We start from the raw sequence: 16,391 nt of genomic DNA, 5'->3' as shown, positions 1-16,391 counted from the left end.
GATCGTGACGATGGCAGAGCCGCTTCCTGAACGGTGGGGGAAATCGGGCGCCTAGCGGGTGCCCCCTGTGCGCCCTTTCGACCCTGTGGCTTCGGCGCGGAGGCGGGCGACTTCGGCCTGGTCCGCGGCGGCCAGCGCCTCCTCGGCGCGGCGCGACGCACGGTAGCGGCTCGCCTTCATCCGGTTTCCGCAGCCGGCCATCGAGCACCAGCGCGCGGAGTTCGGCTTGCTGTGGTCGATCAAGAACTTGGTGCAATCGGGGTTCTCGCACGGGCGGAGGCGGCCCGGCAGATCAGTGGTGACCCGGCTCCACTCGAGCACGGCGCGAGCGGCGGGAAGGGCATCCGCCGGGCCGTCGAGCGACCAGCCGACACCCGCTGCGGTGAGGCTCGGGCGCTGGATCACCGACTCGACGAAAGGTGCCAATGCCGCTGCGGGCTTCTGCCCGCGGATGACCGCCTGCAGTTCGTCGCGTGCCGCTGCCAAGAGGAGTGCCTCCTCATCCGTTCCGGCGCCACCGATCGACTCGAGCAGTGGGCCGGCGGACTGCGGGTCGGCAAGCCCGTCGACGATTGCGCCGTCGACGCGGGGAGCGCTGTTCAGCACCGTCAGCAATGCCTCCTCGGATGCGCGTGGCCATTCCATCAACGTTCCTTCCCTCGTGCCTAACCACTATAATCCATTTGACAGGTTATTTGTAGATGGTCTATGGTCGAACTCCGTAACCAGTAAAATCGTCTTTAGGAGTTACTTTGTCGGAGACCATCGTCGATCGTCGTCCCACGCCGACGGCCGTCACGGAGGAGGGCCCCCCGCGCATCCCGCTCAACACCTTGGCGATCGGCCTCGGGCTCGCAGGTGTCGCCGAAGTCTGGTCGGCGGCAGTTCGGGTCATCGGACTCCCGGTCGGGCTGGCCGAGGTGTTCTGGGCCGTGGCCGCGATCGCCTGGATCTGGCTGATCGTCGCGCACCTCGTGCGCGGGCGCCGCAGCGGGCAGTCGCTGACCGAACAGTTGCGGCACCCGGCTCAGGGTCCGCTTGCGGCGATCGTGCCCGTGGTCGGCATGCTCCTCGGCAGCGACCTCGCGCGGTGGTTGCCGGCGGTCGGGACAGTTCTGGTACTCGTGTCCTTGGCGGCGGCCGCCTTGTTCGCCTCGTGGCTCGTGAGTACCTGGATCTCGGGCCGCATCGAATTGGGCGCCGTTCACGGAGGCTACCTGCTGCCGACGGTCGCTGCCGGATTCGTGGCCGCCGCCGCCGCACAGTCCATCGGCCTCACCGGTCTCGCTTGGGGCGCCTTCGGCGAGGGGATGCTGTTCTGGATCGTCATGACCACCGTCGTCATCCTCCGCTTCACGACCCGCCCGGCTCTCCCCGACGCGCTGGTGCCGACGCTCGCAGTGATCGTCGCGCCGCCCGCGGTCGGCGGCATTGCACTCTTCGCTCTCACCGACGACGCGGTCACCCCGTTCTCCCTCGCCTTCGCCGGGATCGGCGTGGTGCTCGTGCTCGTGCAGCTCTCGCTCATCCCGCGCTACCGTCGGCTCTCGTTCTCACTCGGCTTCTGGTCGTTCACCTTCCCCACGGCCGCCGTCGTCGCCTACACGATCGACTGGCTGTCGGTGGGCGCCGGAGATGCCGCGCCGATCCTGGTGTCTGTGGTGAGCGCCGTGCTCGCGGTGGCGCTGTCGATCTTCGTCGCGACCATCGGGTTCTTCTCGCTGCGGATCGCGGTCGACGCCCGCACGCGCCGTCGCGCCGAGGCTGTTCTCACCCGGGCCGACGACATCGGCGCTGCCACCACGCGCTGAGCCGCGCATTCCGGCCGGGCGTCAGGGCAGACGGATGCGCGCCCCGTCGAGCTCGCCGGCCGGGGCGTCCCACAGACCCACGACGGCGGCCGCCAGGGTGCCGACCTCGGTGTAGCCGGGGAAGGTCTTCTCGGGGGCGGCCGCGCGCATCCGGTCGTCGACCAACGCCTTGACCACGAACACCACTGCGGCCGCGCGCAACCCGCTCTCGCCTTGATCGCTGCGGAAGCCATGGGCCAGCGATCGCATCCAGGACTCCGAGGCAGCCTTGCCCGCGGCGTAATCAGCTGCGGACGCCGTGGGGGAGTCGACTGCCGTCGAGGAGACGATCGCCACCCGGCCGGCTTCCGATGCGACGAGCGCCGGGTAGAACGCGCGGGAGGTGTTGCGGAGGGTTCGGAACGAGCGCTCGATGCTCGACCAGGCGTCATCCGTCTGCCCCGGGATGCCGCGACCGCCGACCCAGCCTCCCACCAGATGCACGAGGCCGTCGACCGCACCCGAGGCGCTGAGGCGCAGTGCGAGCGTGTCGACGGCCGAACTGTCGCTGAGGTCGCAGACCTCGGTCGCGATGCCCGGCACGTGGAGGGCGAGCTCGTCGAGTCGGCCCGCGTTCGAGCCGAGGGCCACGACGGTCGCGCCCGCGTCGGCCAGGGCAGCGCAGGTCGCGGTTCCGGACGCGCTCGTCGCGCCGGCGACGACCACCCGACGCCCACCGACACCGAGACCTGTGAACTCGTGCATCTCGCTCATGCCTTCATCCTGGCCTCACTCCCGCGCCGCGTCGATGCCGAATTCCGAGCTCGTCGGCCCGCCGTGCCGCGACCCCGCTCGCTCGGCTCGCCGGGTGGCCCGATCGTGCGACCCTTCGCCCCGTTGCGGCGCATTTGCGCTACCCCCGGGAAGGCGCGGCGACGCCACGCGCGAGGGGGCAAGGGAGGCACGGGCGCACGACGCGGCGCTGGGGCACCACGCGCCGCGGGGCGAGGGCGCAGGGGCACTACGCTGCGCGCGGCGAGGGGGCGCGGCCGTCAGGCGCGACCCGTGATGCCCGCCGTCGACGCGATCACGTCGTGCATCTTCTTGTCGAGCGCCTCGTAGAACATCGAGAGGGGGAACTCGTCGTCGAGCACGGCATCCGTCAACCCGCGGGGCGGGCCGTCGAGCGGCAGCGCCGACGGGCCCTGCGCCCACACGGAGGCCGGGTTCGGCGTGAGCGTCGACGTGACCAGGTCGTAGGCGGCGAGCCAGTGCGCCGTCTTCGGCCGGTCGATCGAGCGCCAGTAGAGCTCATCGATCGCGTCGCCGAGCGCCGTCACCGCATCAGCCACGTCAGGCCAGTCGATGGTGAGCTTCGTGTCGGTCCAGTGCAGCACGCCGCGCTGGTGCAGCCAGGCGAACAACAGCTGCCCGCCGAGCCCGTCGTAGTTGCGCACCCGCGAACCCGTGATCGCGAACCGGAAGATGCGGTCGAAGAGCACCGCGTACTGCACCAGCTTCGCGTGGTCGAGCAGTTCGGCATCCGCGGGACTGAGCGGATCGCTCACCCCGAGTGGCTCGCCGGAATCGGCCGCCTGCGCCGTGAGCCGTCGCTCGATCTTCACGGCCTCCCGGAAAGCCGTGAGGTCGCACCGCAATTCCTCGAGCGAGTAGAGGAAATACGGCATCCGCTGCTTGATCATGAACGGATCGAACGGCAGGTCGCCGCGCATGTGCGTGCGGTCGTGAATCAGGTCCCACATCACGAAGGTGCGCTCGGCGAGCTCCTGATCGTCGAGCAGGCGCGACGCATCGTCTGGCAGCGTGAGTCGGGTGACGGATGCCGCCTCCCGCACCACCCGACGGAAGCGCGCGGCCTCGCGATCGGCGAAGATCGCACCCCAGGTGTACTGCGGGATGCGTGACGTCGCCACCGACTCCGGGAAGAGCACCGCGGAATTGGTGTCGTATCCCGCGGTGAAGTCGAGGAAGCGGATCGGCACGAACAACGCGTTCGAGTAGTCGCCCGCCTCGAGTTCGCCCACGAACCGCGGCCACAGCACCTCGATCAGCACGGCCTCGACGTGGCGGTCGGTGCTGCCGTTCTGGGTGTACATCGGAAAGACGACGAGATGGCGCGCGCCGTCGACCCGGTGGAGCTCGGGCCGGAACGCGACGAGCGACTCGATGAAGTCGGGCACACCGAAGTCGGCCGACGCCCAGCGCTCGAAGTCGGCCCGCAGTGTCACGAGGTAGTCGTGATCGTGCGGGAAGTGGTGGGAAAGGCGAGCGATGTCGGCCACGATCGTCGCCACCGATCTGCGGGCCGCCGGGTGGTCGACGGGGTCGGGAACCGACCCGTCCTTCACCTGCAACGGCTGAAGCGCCGTCACGGCCGCCTTCAACGAGACCCAGGCGGCGGAGTGCGTGAGCGCCGCGTCTTCGACGACCTCGGGTTCTCCGATGATGGCCTGGGATGCGAGCGTGGTGCGTGCGCGAGCGGACATGGTCGAACCTCCAATCGGTCGTCTCTTCGAGACTAGGCGCAACGCATCCGCGCTTCCTTGTTCGAGCATCCGCTTTCTTGCGCAGAAGGCCCGATCTGGCGGCGATTTCGTGCACGCACCGCACACCGCGGCCTCCCAGGCGTGCGAGAACGCCCCAGGTAGCATGGGACGCGATGGAGAAGCAGACGGCCGCGGCCACCACGACGGCGCCGGCCAGGGCGACTGCGGCCAGCCGTGCCACGAAGCCCGACCACTTCCTTCCGCACCTCCAGGGTCTGCGTGCCATCGCCGTTCTCCTCGTCGTGGTCTACCACTTCTGGCCCGGCCGCCTCACCGGCGGGTACATCGGTGTCGACGTCTTCTTCGTGATCTCGGGCTTCCTGATCACCCAGCAACTCACCCGCCAACTCGAGCGCACCGATCGCATCGCCCTGCCGAGCTTCTACGCCAAGCGCGCCCGCCGACTGCTGCCGGCCGCCGTCACGGTGCTGATCTTCGCGAGCCTCGCGACGCTGTTCATCATGCCGTTGTCGAGTCTGACCGAGAACGTGCGCGAGATCCTGGCCTCCACCTTCTATGTGGAGAACTGGGTACTGGCCCTCAACTCTGTGGATTACTTGGCGGCGGCCAACGAGGCGAGCCTCGTGCAGCACTACTGGTCGCTGTCGCTGGAGGAGCAGTTCTACCTGTTCTGGCCCGTGCTGCTGCTCGGCGCATCCGTCGTGGCCATGAAATTCCTCAAGGGCAAGCGCTGGCTCGCGCTGATCTCGGTGCTCGGCATCGTGGGCGTCGTCTCGTTCGTGCTCTCGATCGTGACCACCGCGGCCGATCCGGCCAGCGCGTATTTCGTCACCTACACCCGGGTGTGGGAGTTCGCGGTGGGCGGCGCGCTGGCACTGCTGCCACGGTGGCGGCCGGTGCGCGCGTGGCAGTCGAACATCCTCGGCTGGGGCGGCATCATCGTGGTGCTCGCCTGCGGCTACCTCTTCACTGCGGCGACGCCGTTCCCGGGCTACATGGCGGCGATCCCGGTGCTCGGCACCGCGGCCATCATCGTGGCGCACCACCGGGCGAAGCCGTGGGACGCCGGACGCGTGCTGAGCTTCCGCCCCATCGCCTTCATCGGCGACATCTCCTATTCGCTCTACCTCTGGCACTGGCCGCTCATCATCATCGCCCCCTACATTCCGGGGTGGGGCCTGAGCATCTGGAACCGCATCGCGCTGTTCCTCTTCTGTTTCGTGATCGCCTGGGCCACCAAGCGCTTCATCGAAGACCCGACCCGGCGTTGGACGTTCTTCACCAGCCGCCGCCCGCGCGTAACGATGATCGGCGTCGTGGCCGTCATGGCCGTGTCGAGCCTGTTCGCGGGCACGGCCTGGGCGGTGCAGCAGCCGAAGTACGACACCGAGGCCGCTCAGTTGGCCGACACGCTCGCGAACCCGCCGGAGTGCTTCGGTGCGGCCTCCGGACCGACGGACGGGCTGAACCCGATCGATCCGCTCTGCGTCAATCCCGCGCTCGAGGGCCAGATCATCCCGAGCCCCGGATTCGGCAACGCCGACCGCCCGCGGCACCCGGATTGCCTCAGCACCCTCAACGACCCCACGGTGCGCGACTGCCAGTTCGGCAGCGATGCTCCGGATGCGCCCCAGATCGCGCTGATCGGCGACAGCCACGCTTATGCCCTGATGGACCCGTTCATCGACATGGCCGAGCAGAACGGCTGGCACCTCACCACCTATCTCAAGGGCGGTTGCCCCTGGACGACGACGCCGCTCCTGGCCAAGGACGCCTTCGCGGCGTCGTGCGACAGCTGGCGCGCGTCGCTCACCGCGTCGCTCGCCGAGCATCCGCCGTTCGACGCCGTGTTCACCGCTGCGCTGACCGACCGCAACGTGCCGGGCACCTCCGACGACGAGCAGGCGGCCGCCGTCGGCTACGGCGAGGCCTGGCAACAGGTGCTCGACCAGGGAACGCCGATCGTGACCGTGGTCGACAACCCGGCGTGGGAGGACGACCCGAACAAGTGCCTCCGCACCGAGGCGGAAGCCGACTGCACCGAGCCGCGGGATGAGGGACTGGCGGAGTTCGATCCCATCGCGCTCGCCGCATCCGGAGCTGCCGGCCAGGGCCAAGACGTGACGCTGCTCGACTTCAGCGACACCTTCTGCACGGCCGAGGAGTGCCCCGCCGTGATCGGCGGTGCGAACGTCTACCGCGACACCGACCACCTCACCCGCACCTTCGCCTTCACGCTCGAGCCATTCCTCGCGCGGGCGATGACCGCCGCGATCGCGCGCTGAGCCGCCTGGCCGGAGCGGCGACATGCTGGGGGTGCTGACCGGATTCGGGATCATCGGGTTCGTGATCCTCGTGGGCTACGTGCTGCAGCGCTGGCACGTGCTGCCCCCGACGACGGGGCTGGTGCTCAACCGGGTGGCCTTCTTCGTGGCGATGCCCGCGTTGTTGTTCACGGTGCTCGCTCGCTCGCATCCGGCCGCCATCTTCTCGATGCCGACCCTCGCGTCGCTCTCGGCGATCGTGGTGGCGGCGGTGCTGTACATCGTGGCTTCGCGGATCTGGTTCCGCCAGTCGTTCGCCGAGACCACCGTGGGAACCGCGGGCGCCTCCTACGTGAACGCGAACAACATCGGGCTGCCGGTCGCCACCTACGTGCTCGGTAGCCCGCAGCTCGTGGTGCCCGTGCTGCTGCTTCAGCTGATTCTGATGGCGCCGGCCCTGCTCGCCGTGCTCGACATCAGCTCGCGCGGATCGGCGTCGGTGCGCTCGATCGTGACGCAGCCGCTCCGCAACCCGATCATCATCGCCTCGCTCGCGGGGATTCTGGTGGCGGTGTTCGGACTGCAGATTCCGGATGCGGTGATGGCGCCTTTCGAGCTGATCGGCGGGGCCGCGGTGCCGATGGTGCTGCTGGCATTCGGCATCTCGCTGGTGGGCCAGCGGCCACTGCAACCCGGCACCGGGAGGCGCGCGATCGTGGTGGCCAGCACCATCAAGATCGTCATCATGCCTCTGGTGGCATATGTCTTCGGACGCTTCGTCTTCCAGCTCGATCCGGAGCACCTGTTCGGCGTGGTGGCGCTCGCCGCACTGCCCACCGCGCAGAACATCTACAACTACGCGGCGCGGTATGAGCGCGGAGTCGTGCTCGCGCGCGACACGGTGCTCATCACCACGATCGGCGCGGTGCCGGTGCTGGTGGTGGTGGCGGCGCTGCTGGCGCCGTGATCCTCCCGAATCTCCAGCGGGCGGCTCAGGGGAGCTTGTCGTAGCGCTGGCGGGCCCGCGTTGCAGCGCGGGCCGCAGCGTCGGAGGCGCGTTGTGCCGCTGCGCGCTCCTTGCGCAGTGAGGCGGCGAGCATGTCGGCCGCGGAGACGGCATCCTGCAGCTCTTCGATCCGCTGCTTCAGTTCGCGGAGTTCGGATGCCTGCTCGCGGCGTTCGTCGGCGGTGTCACGGATGCGCAGATCGAGCGTCGCCAGCTCGGCCTCGGCGGCCTCGGCGTCTTGTCGCGCCTCTTCGGCCTCCTGTTTGGCCAGCCGCTTCGCCTCGCGGCGGGCCTCCCGGCGCGCCTCGAGCTCGTCTCCCTTGTGTCGCTTCGGTGCAGGGTTCTCGTCGCCCTCGTCGCGCCCGTCGGCCGTGCCTGGGGCGGACCCGCCGTGCGTGCCGCGCGCCGGGCCGTCGGCCGCGCGAGCGGGCCGGGCGGCCGCGGCCTCACCCAGAGCATCGGGCACCGCGACAGCGCCGGCGAGGTCGACGGGGTCGAGTCCTGATCCGCTGAAGGTGCGCACCAGGGTTCCATCGCGCACAGCGCCCGCCGCGGCTTCGTCGCCCATCGCCGCCTGGAGGGTCTGCTGCAGTTCGAGGGAGGCCGATTCCGAGACGGTCGTGCCGAGCTCGTCGCCGAGGTCGCGAGCCGAGCGGCCGATCTCGGCGAGCATCCTCTGCCGGTCGCGTCCGAGCTCGCGGATCGTGTCGCGATCGAGTGCATCCTGTGCCGCCCGCAATCGCTCTCCCAGGTCGAGGAGGGCGTCGACCTCCTCGAAGCGGTGCCGCACCAGGGCGTTCACCGCCCAGGCCGCCACCGAGGGCTTCGCGAGCGAGCGGATGCGCTTGGACAGTGCACGGTCGCCGTCGTCGGCGACCTCCTTCGCCCGGGCGTTGCGTGCGGCCGTGAACTCGCCGGGGTCGAGCGCGTAGAGCTCGCGAGCGATCGCGGCCAACGACTCCATCCGCCGCTCCCTCCGTGTCTTCGTGCACCGTGCGCACTCCGTCTGGCCCCGAGCATACGGTGGGCCGTCTGCGCAGGCGCGGTGCCGCGCATCCGGGTCGTTCATTGGCCGCACGACGACGTCGTGCTACGCATGAGTCATGACCGACCCGAAGCACGCGACCCCCTCCCACTCGACGCCCGAGGTGACCGGACGCATAGACGCCGTGCCGGGCGACGGCCGCGACGAGACCGAGAACGAACGACTCGACCGCAACTGGAACGAGATGCTCCAGGAGCTGCGGGTCATTCAGACGGGAACGCAGATTCTCACCGGCTTCCTGCTCGCGGCAGTGTTCCAGTCGCGGTTCGAGGAGCTCGACGACTACCAGCGCACCGTGTACCTCTGCCTCGTGGTGACGTCGACCCTCACCACCGTCTTCGGCCTGACGCCGGTGAGCCTGCACCGCGCCCTGTTCCGGCAGCGGAAGAAGGCGCAGGTCGTGCGGGTGACCGACCGCATCCTGACCTTCACGATGATCGGGGTCGCTCTCACGCTCGCCGGCACGGGCATGCTCATCTTCGACTTCGTGCTCGGGCGCGTGGGTGGGATCGTGGTCGGGGCCGTCATCTTGCTCGTAGTGGCCGGGTTGTGGATCGTGGTGCCGCGGATCGTGCGCCACTCGGTGCACATCGAGCCGCGCGCCTGAGGCCCGCTCACGCTCCCTCGGGGGTGTGTCCTGGCGAATATCGGCGAGTCGCGAGGAGGGATGGCGCGCGGTCAGGCGTGGGAGTGGGCGGGGGCGGGGCGGTCGGCGCGGCCGGGGCGGCTGTGAGGCCCGCGCGGACGAGTGCGGCCGTGGCTGTCGTGGCCTCGTCGAGCGGCACGCCGTCGAGCAGGTGGCTCGTGGCCAGAGCCGCCAGACCGTGCACGGCGGCGAAGGCCGCGAGCGCGAGGCGATCGGGGTCGCCGCCTATCACCTCGCCGGTGGCCTGGGCGGCACGGAGGAGATCAGCGGTCTTCGCGAGACCGGCGTGACCGACCTCGCGCAGCCGCGGGCTCACATCCGGAGAGCGTCTCGTGGCGTCCATCACCTGCACCAGCCCTCTGCGCTCCACGGCGAAGGCGACATGAGCGCGCGCCATCGCGCCGAGCCGGTCGCCCACCGTGCCCGGAGTCGCCAGGGCCGCGTCGAGCCGCTCGTTCAGGGCCACGAAGCCGTCGTACGCGAGTGCGTCGAGCAGCGCCTGCTTGTCGCGAAAATGCCGCCCCGGTGCCGCATGACTCACCCCGAGGTCGCGGGCCAGCTGCCGCAGCGAGAGGCTCTCGACGCCGTCGGTCTCGATCGTCTGTGCGGCGCGTTCGAGCAGGGCCGGGCGCAGATTGCCGTGGTGGTAGCTGCTCCCGCCGGCGTCGGCGCGGGTCGTGCTCATCCCCACATCCTATCGGCGATGTAGGCGGTGGCAACACTGTCGCGGCGCGCGGCGCGCGGCGGGTGTGGGCGGCGCCTCAGGCGACGAGGCGGCGCACCAACTCCTCCCAGCCGTCGGCGAGGCGGGGCACCGTGATGCCGCGCACGGCGCCGGGCGGAAGGATGAGGATGGCCTCGAGCATCGAGATGAGGTTGAACGCCAGTACGGGCAGATCGCCATCGACGTGGGCCTGCCGCAGCAGGCTCATCACGTGCACCTCCGTCACCTGGCGGGCCGGCACGCCGTAGCGCGCCTCCGGCGGCGCCTCGGACTCGCGCAGCAGGTCGCCCTGCGTGGTGAGCACCTCGATGCGCGCGCGACCGAAGGCGACGAGCCGCTCGATCGGATCAGCCCCTGGTCCGAGCGGCGGTGGGCCGGCCATCATGCGGATCTGGAAGTCACGTTCGGCCTCGTCGAGCAGCGACCGGAACACGCCCGTGCGCGATCCGAAGCGGCGGAAGATGGTGCCCTTGCCGACGCCGGCTTCGGTGGCGAGCAGGTCCATGGTGAGATACTCGATGCCGTCGCGGGCGATGACCACGCGGGCGGCGGCGAGGATGCGTTCGCGGTTGCGTGCAGCATCCGAGCGCTCCGGAGGCGGCGTTCCTCCCAGCAGGCTCACGCCAGGCCGGATGCTCGGGGGTAGGCCGAACACCGTCTCGGAGGGGGCGCTCGGCGAGTCCATGCACGGACTGTAGCACGCGCGGGAATAAACGGACCGCGGTCCGGTTGAATGGACCGTACACCGAGCTCGCCGGCATCCGGCAGCCACCTCTCACTTAGGAGAAGCATGACTGACATCCTCGTTCTCGTCGGCAGCCTGCGGGCCGCATCGACCAACCGCCAGCTCGCCGAAGCGGCCGTCGCACTCGCGCCCGAGGGTGCGAACCTCAGCATCTACGAGGGCCACGGCGCCTTGCCGCTCTACAACGAAGACGTCGACGTCGAGGGCCAGCTCCCGGCCGCCGTCGTCGAGTACCGCGCGGCCATCGCTGCCGCTGACGCCGTGCTCGTGGTGACCCCGCAGCACAACGGAACCATCCCCGCCAACCTCAAGAACGCCATCGACTGGTCGTCGCGTCCTTACGGAACGAGCGCCATCTCCGGCAAGCCCGTCGCCATCATCGGCACCGCCTTCGGCGAGCACGGTGGGGCATGGGCGCAGAACGAGGCCCGCAAGGCCTACGGCATCGCCGGCGCACGCGTGGTGGAGAGCACCTCCGTCGCCGTGCCCCTGTCGGTCGTGCGTTTCGCAGAGACCCACCCGCAGGACGACGCGGAGATCGTGGAGCAGCTGAACGTATTCCTCGCGGAGTTCGTCGCCGACCTCGAGTCCGAGTCCGAGGCCGTCGCCGCGTAGGCACCACCACCCGCCGGTTCGATCCGGACGACGAAAAGGGCGCCTGCACATCATGTGCGGGCGCCCTTTGTGGTGTCGACCGGCGACGGATGCGGGATGCACATCCGTCGGTCGGTCGGAGTTACTCCGCGGGAGTCGTCTCGGCGGCACCGTCACCGGCGGCCTGCTTGGCGACGGCCTCGGCGTAGTCCTTCTTCACGGACTCCATGTCGAGGGCGCGCACCTGCGAGATGACGTCTTCGAGCACCTGGCCGGGGAGGGCGCCGGGCTGCGCGAAGATCGGGATGCCGTCACGGTAGCCGACCAGCGTCGGAATGGAGGTGATTCCGTACGACGCGGCGAGCTGGCGCTGATCCTCGGTGTCGACCTTCGCGAAGGTGATGTCGCCGTGCTCGTTCGAAGCCTTCTCGAACACCGGGGCGAACTGCTTACAGGGGCCGCACCAGTCGGCCCAGAAGTCGATCAGGACGATGCCGTCCGCGACCGTCTCGTCGTGGTTCTCAATGGTCAAGGTCTTAGTGGACATAACGTCATTAACGACCTGGCCGCGCCGAAATTCCGGGCGTCGAGCGGATGCCCAGGATGGGCGCCCGCAGACGACCCTCAGCTGACATGCACCTCGGGCCGGTGTCGCCGGTCGCGTTCGGCCCGCCGCAGCACCTCGCGGGTCACGGGAGCGACCTCTCCGGTGCCGGTGACGAGGTATTTGAACATGTTGGAGATGGGGCTGCCCTCGGTCCACTCGAAGTAGATGTTGGGCACGACGCCGGTGATGTCGCGGATCTCGAGCAGCACGGTGGCGATGGTGTTCGGGATGTTGCCGCTCGTCACGCGCAGGATGCGGTAGCCGTGCGCCGTCTCACCACGCACCACCAGGTCTTCCTCGAAATCGGAGGAGTCGGACTGGTAGACCTCGAGGAAGATGACGGGGGAGCGCTGTGGGATGCCGCTGTCACGCCGCTCCTCGGCGATCTTCTGACTGTATTCGCGCCTCGATCCGTCGTCGGGCTCGTTGGCGATGATGCGGATCGAGTCGTACTCGTCGGCATCCGTCAGCACGAAGTCGACGGCCGCCGGATCGAGGGTGACGGATGTGGCGCGCAGCTGGAACGAGCGCTGCACCCGCGAGATGATCGAGACCACGATGATGCCGATGATGAACAGGGCGGCGATGCGCACGCCATCCGGTCGTTCGATGATGTTCGCGATGGTCGTGTAGAGGAAGACCACCGACACCACCGCGAAACCGACGGCGGCGGCGCGTTGCTTCTTGCGCACGGCGGAGAGGGTGACGGCGACGGATGCCGAGGTGATGAGCACGAGCACGCCGGTGGCGTAGGCCCCGGCCTGGGCGTCGACGTTCGCGCCGAACCAGAGCGTGATGATGACGGCGATCGTGGTGAACACGAGCACGAGCGGGCGCACGAGTCCGGCCCAGTGCGGGGCCATGCCGTAGCGGGGGAGGTACCGCGGAACGAGGTTGAGGAGTCCGGCCATGGCGGAGGCCCCGGCGAACCAGAGGATGGCGATGGTACTGATGTCGTAGACCGTGCCGAAGACCTCGCCGAGGTATTCGTGGGCGAGGTAGGCGAGGGCTCGGCCGTTGGCGGGGCCGCCGGCCTGGAAGGCCGCCTGCGGGATGAGCAGGGTCGTGACGACGCTCGACGTGATGAGGAACGCGCTCATGATGAGTGCGGCGGTGGTGAGGAGACGTCGGGCGCCCTGGATGCGCTTCTTCGGGTAGCTCTGTTCGTCGCCCGGGCTGCCCGTGATCTGCGGCATCACAGCCACTCCGGTCTCGAAGCCGGAGAGGCCGAGGGCGAGCTTCGGGAAGGCGATGAGAGCGATTCCGACCATCACCAAGGGGTTGCCGTGGCTGGCCGTGAGTGCGCTCCACCAGTCGTCGATGACGAGCGGGTTCTCGGCGACGTGGGTGAGGCTCACCACGATGACGACGGCGTTCAGCAGGAGGAAGACCGCCACGAGAACGACGGCGATGTTGATGGCCTCTTTGAAGCCGCGCAGGAAGACGACGGCGAGGGCGGCGATCAGCACGAGGGTGATGATGACCTGCTGGCCTTCGAACCAACTCGGGGCGAAAGGGTTCTCGATGGCGTGCGCCGTGGCATCCGCGGCGGAGAGCGTGATGGTGATCATGAAGTCGGTGGCGGCGAAGCCGAGCAGCACCAGCACCACCAGTTTGCCTCCCCACCAGGGGAGAAGTCGCTCGAGCATGGCGATCGAGCCCTCGCCACGGAAGCTCTCGCGAGCCACCCGGCGATAGACGGGGAGCGCGCCGGCGAGCGTGACGAGCACGAGGATGATGGTGGCGACCGGGCTCAGCAGCCCGGCCGCGAGGGCGGCGATGGCGGGCTGGTAGCCGAGGGTGGAGAAGTAGTCGACGCCGGTGAGGCACATGACGCGCCACCAGGAGTGCGTCTTCTCCGGTCGCGCCGCGCCCGGGCCCGGGTGGCGGCCGGTGTTGTCGGTGAGGCCGACGGTGAGCCAGCGGCGCAGGCGCGCCCTCGCACGCGGGTCGGCGGCCGGGGCCTCGCGCGGCACACCCGGTGTCATGTTCGAGCCGGCGCCGACCGTGGATGAGGACATGCTCCATGTATACCCGCTCCGGGTGACTCCGCGGTCGCGAGTCCGACGGCACCTTGACTCTCGCGCGAAAATGAGGAAACATCACTCTGTTATCAGACGACCACCGTTTGAAGAGGAGTTCTCATGCGTGCAAGCATCTCGGCCCGCGGTCGCGTTGCAGTCGGCTTGGCCATCGCGTTGGCCCTGATCGCGAACGCCGCAACGAACAGTGCATCGGCCGCAGCGCCCGCCCTCGGAACCACCGCCGTCGCCAGTGTCGACTCGGGCGGCGCCGCCGTGACAGCAGCATCTTCGGCGATCTCGGCGAATGGCCGATTTATTGCCTTCGTGACATCCGCCACGGTCACGGGGGTACCGTCCGGAAACAGGCTGCAGATCTATGTCAGAGACCTGCAGAACGAGACGACGCGGCTCGTGACGAGGGACTTCGAGCACCCGGATCGCGCCGGCAATGAGATTTCGTTCGACCCGGTGATCTCCGCGGACGGGCGGTTCGTCGCTTTCGCGTCGAAGGCGACGAACATCTCGACGGATGTGCGGTCGACGAGTGTGAACAGCCAGGTCTACGTGAATGATGCTGATTCCGGCACGACGCGTCTGGTGAGCGTGAACGCGTCGCACACGGATGGCGGCGATGCCCTCAGTGGCAAGCCTTCGATCTCGGGCGACGGCAGCCGAGTCCTCTTCGAGTCGTGGGCCGGCGACCTCGTGGCGGGACTGTCCAGCCCCGGTCAGCAGGTCTACGCAGCCCTGACAGCAACATCTGCGGTCGCGCTGGTCAGCCGGGCGGGACTGTCGGGCGCACCGGCGAACAACGGCGCATTCGCCGGATCCCTGTCTGCCGATGGAACGACGGCGGCGTTTACCTCAGCGAGTTCGAACATGACGCCCGACGACACGCACGGGAATTTGCAGATCTATGTGCGAAATCTCATGTCGGGCGCGAATCAGCTCGTCAGCGCAGGGGCCCATGGAGGCGGCGCAGGCGGTCAGTCGTATGGACCGTCGTTGTCGGCCGACGGGCGGAAGGTCGCCTACGCGTCGCGGGCGAAAGATCTCACCGGTGCCGTTCTCGATCCCGGGCTTCTCGATCAGGTCTTCGTTCGCGACTTGGGGGCATCGGTGCAATCGACCCTGGTCAGCGTTGACGTCGACGGGTCGCCTGGAAACAATGAGTCCATCCTTCCGGCGATCTCCGCCGACGGCTTCTCGACGTCGTTCACGTCGCTCGCCGATCATCTCATCGAGCCTCGCTCGACCACCGGGCATCAGATCTACCATCGAGATCTGCGAAAGCAGACGACTGTCCTCGTCAGTTCGATGGTGGCGGAGCCGTCGAAGCGCGGCGACCAGCGGTCGTACGGGTCGGCGATCTCGGGCGACGGGAGACTCATCGCTTTCGTCAGCGAGTCGTCCGGGCTGACGACGAGCAACGTACCCGCCGGAAGCGCCGTCGCTTACGTTCGTGCGATCGACGGCCCGAAGGTGATTCGGGTCAGCGGGGCCGACCGCTACGAAGTGTCCGCCAACGTGTCCGTCGACGGTCAGAAGGCCGGAGTGCCCGTCGTCTACGTCGCTTCAGGTCAGGTGTACCCCGATGCGCTCGCGGCTTCGGCCGCGGCGGGAATCCAGGGCGCACCAGTGCTGCTCGCAACTCACGACACCGTCCCGGCGGCGGTCCTGACTGAACTCGCCCGGTTGCGGCCGGGCAAGATCATCGTGCTCGGCGGCACGAACACGATTTCGGCGGCCGTCGAAGCGCAGCTCAAAGCCTACTCCCTGTCGGTCAACCGGATCGCGGGGGCCAATCGATTCGAGGTCGCCGTCGGTGTCTCGAAGGCCCTCATCCCCACTCGTGCGCCGGTAGCGTACGTGGCATCAGGGGAGGTGTTCCCTGATGCGCTCGCGGGTGCAGCGGCGGCCGGGCACTTCGGCGGGCCGATTCTGCTCGTCTCCAAGAACAGCGTTCCCGATGTGGTGAGCGACGAATTGCGACGGATCCTGCCCACGCGGATCGTGGTGCTCGGCGGGTCGACCACGATCTCCGATGGGGTCGTCGCCAGCCTCGGCGCGATCGCATCGACCAGTCGAATCGGAGGGCCCGACCGATTCGCGGTCGCGGCGGCGGCCTCCGCCGATGCCTTCCCCACCGGCGCCTTGACCGTGTACGTCGCGTCGGGCACCGTCTTCGCCGATGCCCTGTCCGGCGGTGCCGCGGCAATCGTCCGAAAGGGCCCGGTGCTGCTCGTCACGGCCGAGAGTATCCCCGCACCGATCGCTGCCGAACTGGACAGACTGAATCCCACCACGATCGTCTTGCTCGGCGGCACCACGAGTGTGTCCAGCGGCGTGCAAGCCGCGCTGGAGCGGTTCCTGGCCCGGGATCGATGATCCATGTCGATCCGAAAATGCTCGGCACTA

General features: G+C 68.8%; 14 protein-coding genes. 6 read left to right on the top strand and 8 right to left on the bottom strand.

The features are described from left to right. Nucleotides 1–51 precede the first annotated feature (51 nt). Entirely contained in the window at nt 52–645 is a 594-nt protein-coding gene (locus N1027_RS04055) for a CGNR zinc finger domain-containing protein (RefSeq protein ID WP_259505452.1), read from the bottom strand. Nucleotides 646–752: 107 nt separating this feature from the next. On the opposite strand from N1027_RS04055, the gene N1027_RS04050 reads away from it, so the two are divergent. Continuing rightward, nucleotides 753–1,811 carry a TDT family transporter gene (locus N1027_RS04050; RefSeq protein WP_259505450.1) on the top strand — a complete coding sequence of 353 codons (1,059 nt, stop codon included), beginning with the start codon at nt 753–755 and terminating at the stop codon, nt 1,809–1,811. Nucleotides 1,812–1,832: 21 nt separating this feature from the next. On the opposite strand, the gene N1027_RS04045 is transcribed toward N1027_RS04050, so the two are convergent. Both N1027_RS04045 and N1027_RS04040 read right to left on the bottom strand, forming a co-directional pair. Further along, nucleotides 1,833–2,564, bottom strand: a complete 732-nt coding sequence (locus tag N1027_RS04045) for an SDR family oxidoreductase (RefSeq protein WP_259505448.1) — start codon at nt 2,562–2,564, stop codon at nt 1,833–1,835. 278 nt (nt 2,565–2,842) lie between these two features. Continuing rightward, nucleotides 2,843–4,297: a DUF6421 family protein gene (locus tag N1027_RS04040; RefSeq protein ID WP_259505446.1), complete on the bottom strand. Its 1,455-nt coding sequence runs from the start codon at nt 4,295–4,297 to the stop codon at nt 2,843–2,845. A 173-nt stretch (nt 4,298–4,470) separates the two neighbouring features. Here N1027_RS04040 and N1027_RS04035 point away from each other — a divergent pair, with 173 nt between their 5' ends. After that, nucleotides 4,471–6,603 (top strand): acyltransferase family protein, encoded by a 2,133-nt coding sequence (locus N1027_RS04035; RefSeq protein ID WP_259505445.1) that lies wholly within the window; start codon nt 4,471–4,473, stop codon nt 6,601–6,603. Between the two features lie 22 nt (nt 6,604–6,625). Beyond that, nucleotides 6,626–7,549, top strand: a complete 924-nt coding sequence (locus N1027_RS04030) for an AEC family transporter (RefSeq protein ID WP_259505444.1) — start codon at nt 6,626–6,628, stop codon at nt 7,547–7,549. Between the two features lie 25 nt (nt 7,550–7,574). Here N1027_RS04030 and N1027_RS04025 read toward each other — a convergent pair whose 3' ends face one another. Continuing rightward, nucleotides 7,575–8,552: a hypothetical protein gene (locus tag N1027_RS04025; protein ID WP_259505443.1), complete on the bottom strand. Its 978-nt coding sequence runs from the start codon at nt 8,550–8,552 to the stop codon at nt 7,575–7,577. Between the two features lie 139 nt (nt 8,553–8,691). On the opposite strand from N1027_RS04025, the gene N1027_RS04020 reads away from it, so the two are divergent. Then, entirely contained in the window at nt 8,692–9,240 is a 549-nt protein-coding gene (locus tag N1027_RS04020; RefSeq protein WP_259505442.1) for a DUF6328 family protein, read from the top strand. 7 nt (nt 9,241–9,247) lie between these two features. Here N1027_RS04020 and N1027_RS04015 read toward each other — a convergent pair whose 3' ends face one another. Both N1027_RS04015 and N1027_RS04010 read right to left on the bottom strand, forming a co-directional pair. Further along, nucleotides 9,248–9,964 (bottom strand): TetR/AcrR family transcriptional regulator, encoded by a 717-nt coding sequence (locus N1027_RS04015; protein ID WP_259505441.1) that lies wholly within the window; start codon nt 9,962–9,964, stop codon nt 9,248–9,250. 76 nt (nt 9,965–10,040) lie between these two features. Beyond that, complete coding sequence (locus N1027_RS04010; protein ID WP_259505435.1) at nt 10,041–10,688, bottom strand: TetR/AcrR family transcriptional regulator; 648 nt, start codon at nt 10,686–10,688, stop codon at nt 10,041–10,043. Between the two features lie 105 nt (nt 10,689–10,793). Between N1027_RS04010 and N1027_RS04005 the strand changes: the two genes are divergently transcribed. Beyond that, nucleotides 10,794–11,363: an NAD(P)H-dependent oxidoreductase gene (locus N1027_RS04005; protein ID WP_259505433.1), complete on the top strand. Its 570-nt coding sequence runs from the start codon at nt 10,794–10,796 to the stop codon at nt 11,361–11,363. 121 nt (nt 11,364–11,484) lie between these two features. Here the strand turns inward: N1027_RS04005 and trxA are convergent, their stop codons facing one another. Further along, on the bottom strand, nt 11,485–11,889 hold the full coding sequence (gene trxA, locus N1027_RS04000; RefSeq protein WP_259505432.1) for a thioredoxin: 405 nt from the start codon (nt 11,887–11,889) through the stop codon (nt 11,485–11,487). 77 nt (nt 11,890–11,966) lie between these two features. Continuing rightward, a complete protein-coding gene (locus N1027_RS03995; RefSeq protein ID WP_259507895.1) occupies nt 11,967–13,937 on the bottom strand; it encodes an APC family permease in 1,971 nt (656 codons plus the stop codon). A 156-nt stretch (nt 13,938–14,093) separates the two neighbouring features. Between N1027_RS03995 and N1027_RS03990 the strand changes: the two genes are divergently transcribed. Further along, the gene (locus N1027_RS03990; RefSeq protein WP_259505429.1) at nt 14,094–16,361 is read left to right on the top strand and encodes a cell wall-binding repeat-containing protein; all 2,268 of its coding nucleotides are present in this window, start codon (nt 14,094–14,096) and stop codon (nt 16,359–16,361) included. Nucleotides 16,362–16,391 lie beyond the last annotated feature (30 nt).

The organism is Herbiconiux aconitum (assembly GCF_024979235.1).
Classification (GTDB): domain Bacteria; phylum Actinomycetota; class Actinomycetes; order Actinomycetales; family Microbacteriaceae; genus Herbiconiux; species Herbiconiux aconitum.
Note: the sequence above shows the minus strand (reverse complement) of the source record. Positions and strands in the feature narration are given on the sequence as shown.

Bases quoted from the DNA above. Each gene is read 5' to 3' on its own strand.
- N1027_RS04055 (WP_259505452.1), bottom strand. From the start codon at position 645: ATGGAATGGCCACGCGCATCCGAGGAGGCATTGCTGACGGTGCTGAAC.
- N1027_RS04045 (WP_259505448.1), bottom strand. From the start codon at position 2,564: ATGAGCGAGATGCACGAGTTCACAGGTCTCGGTGTCGGTGGGCGTCGG.
- N1027_RS04040 (WP_259505446.1), bottom strand. From the start codon at position 4,297: ATGTCCGCTCGCGCACGCACCACGCTCGCATCCCAGGCCATCATCGGA.
- N1027_RS04035 (WP_259505445.1), top strand. From the start codon at position 4,471: ATGGAGAAGCAGACGGCCGCGGCCACCACGACGGCGCCGGCCAGGGCG.
- N1027_RS04030 (WP_259505444.1), top strand. From the start codon at position 6,626: ATGCTGGGGGTGCTGACCGGATTCGGGATCATCGGGTTCGTGATCCTC.
- N1027_RS04025 (WP_259505443.1), bottom strand. From the start codon at position 8,552: ATGGAGTCGTTGGCCGCGATCGCTCGCGAGCTCTACGCGCTCGACCCC.
- N1027_RS04020 (WP_259505442.1), top strand. From the start codon at position 8,692: ATGACCGACCCGAAGCACGCGACCCCCTCCCACTCGACGCCCGAGGTG.
- N1027_RS04015 (WP_259505441.1), bottom strand. From the start codon at position 9,964: ATGAGCACGACCCGCGCCGACGCCGGCGGGAGCAGCTACCACCACGGC.
- N1027_RS04010 (WP_259505435.1), bottom strand. From the start codon at position 10,688: ATGGACTCGCCGAGCGCCCCCTCCGAGACGGTGTTCGGCCTACCCCCG.
- N1027_RS04005 (WP_259505433.1), top strand. From the start codon at position 10,794: ATGACTGACATCCTCGTTCTCGTCGGCAGCCTGCGGGCCGCATCGACC.
- trxA (WP_259505432.1), bottom strand. From the start codon at position 11,889: ATGTCCACTAAGACCTTGACCATTGAGAACCACGACGAGACGGTCGCG.
- N1027_RS03995 (WP_259507895.1), bottom strand. From the start codon at position 13,937: ATGACACCGGGTGTGCCGCGCGAGGCCCCGGCCGCCGACCCGCGTGCG.
- N1027_RS03990 (WP_259505429.1), top strand. From the start codon at position 14,094: ATGCGTGCAAGCATCTCGGCCCGCGGTCGCGTTGCAGTCGGCTTGGCC.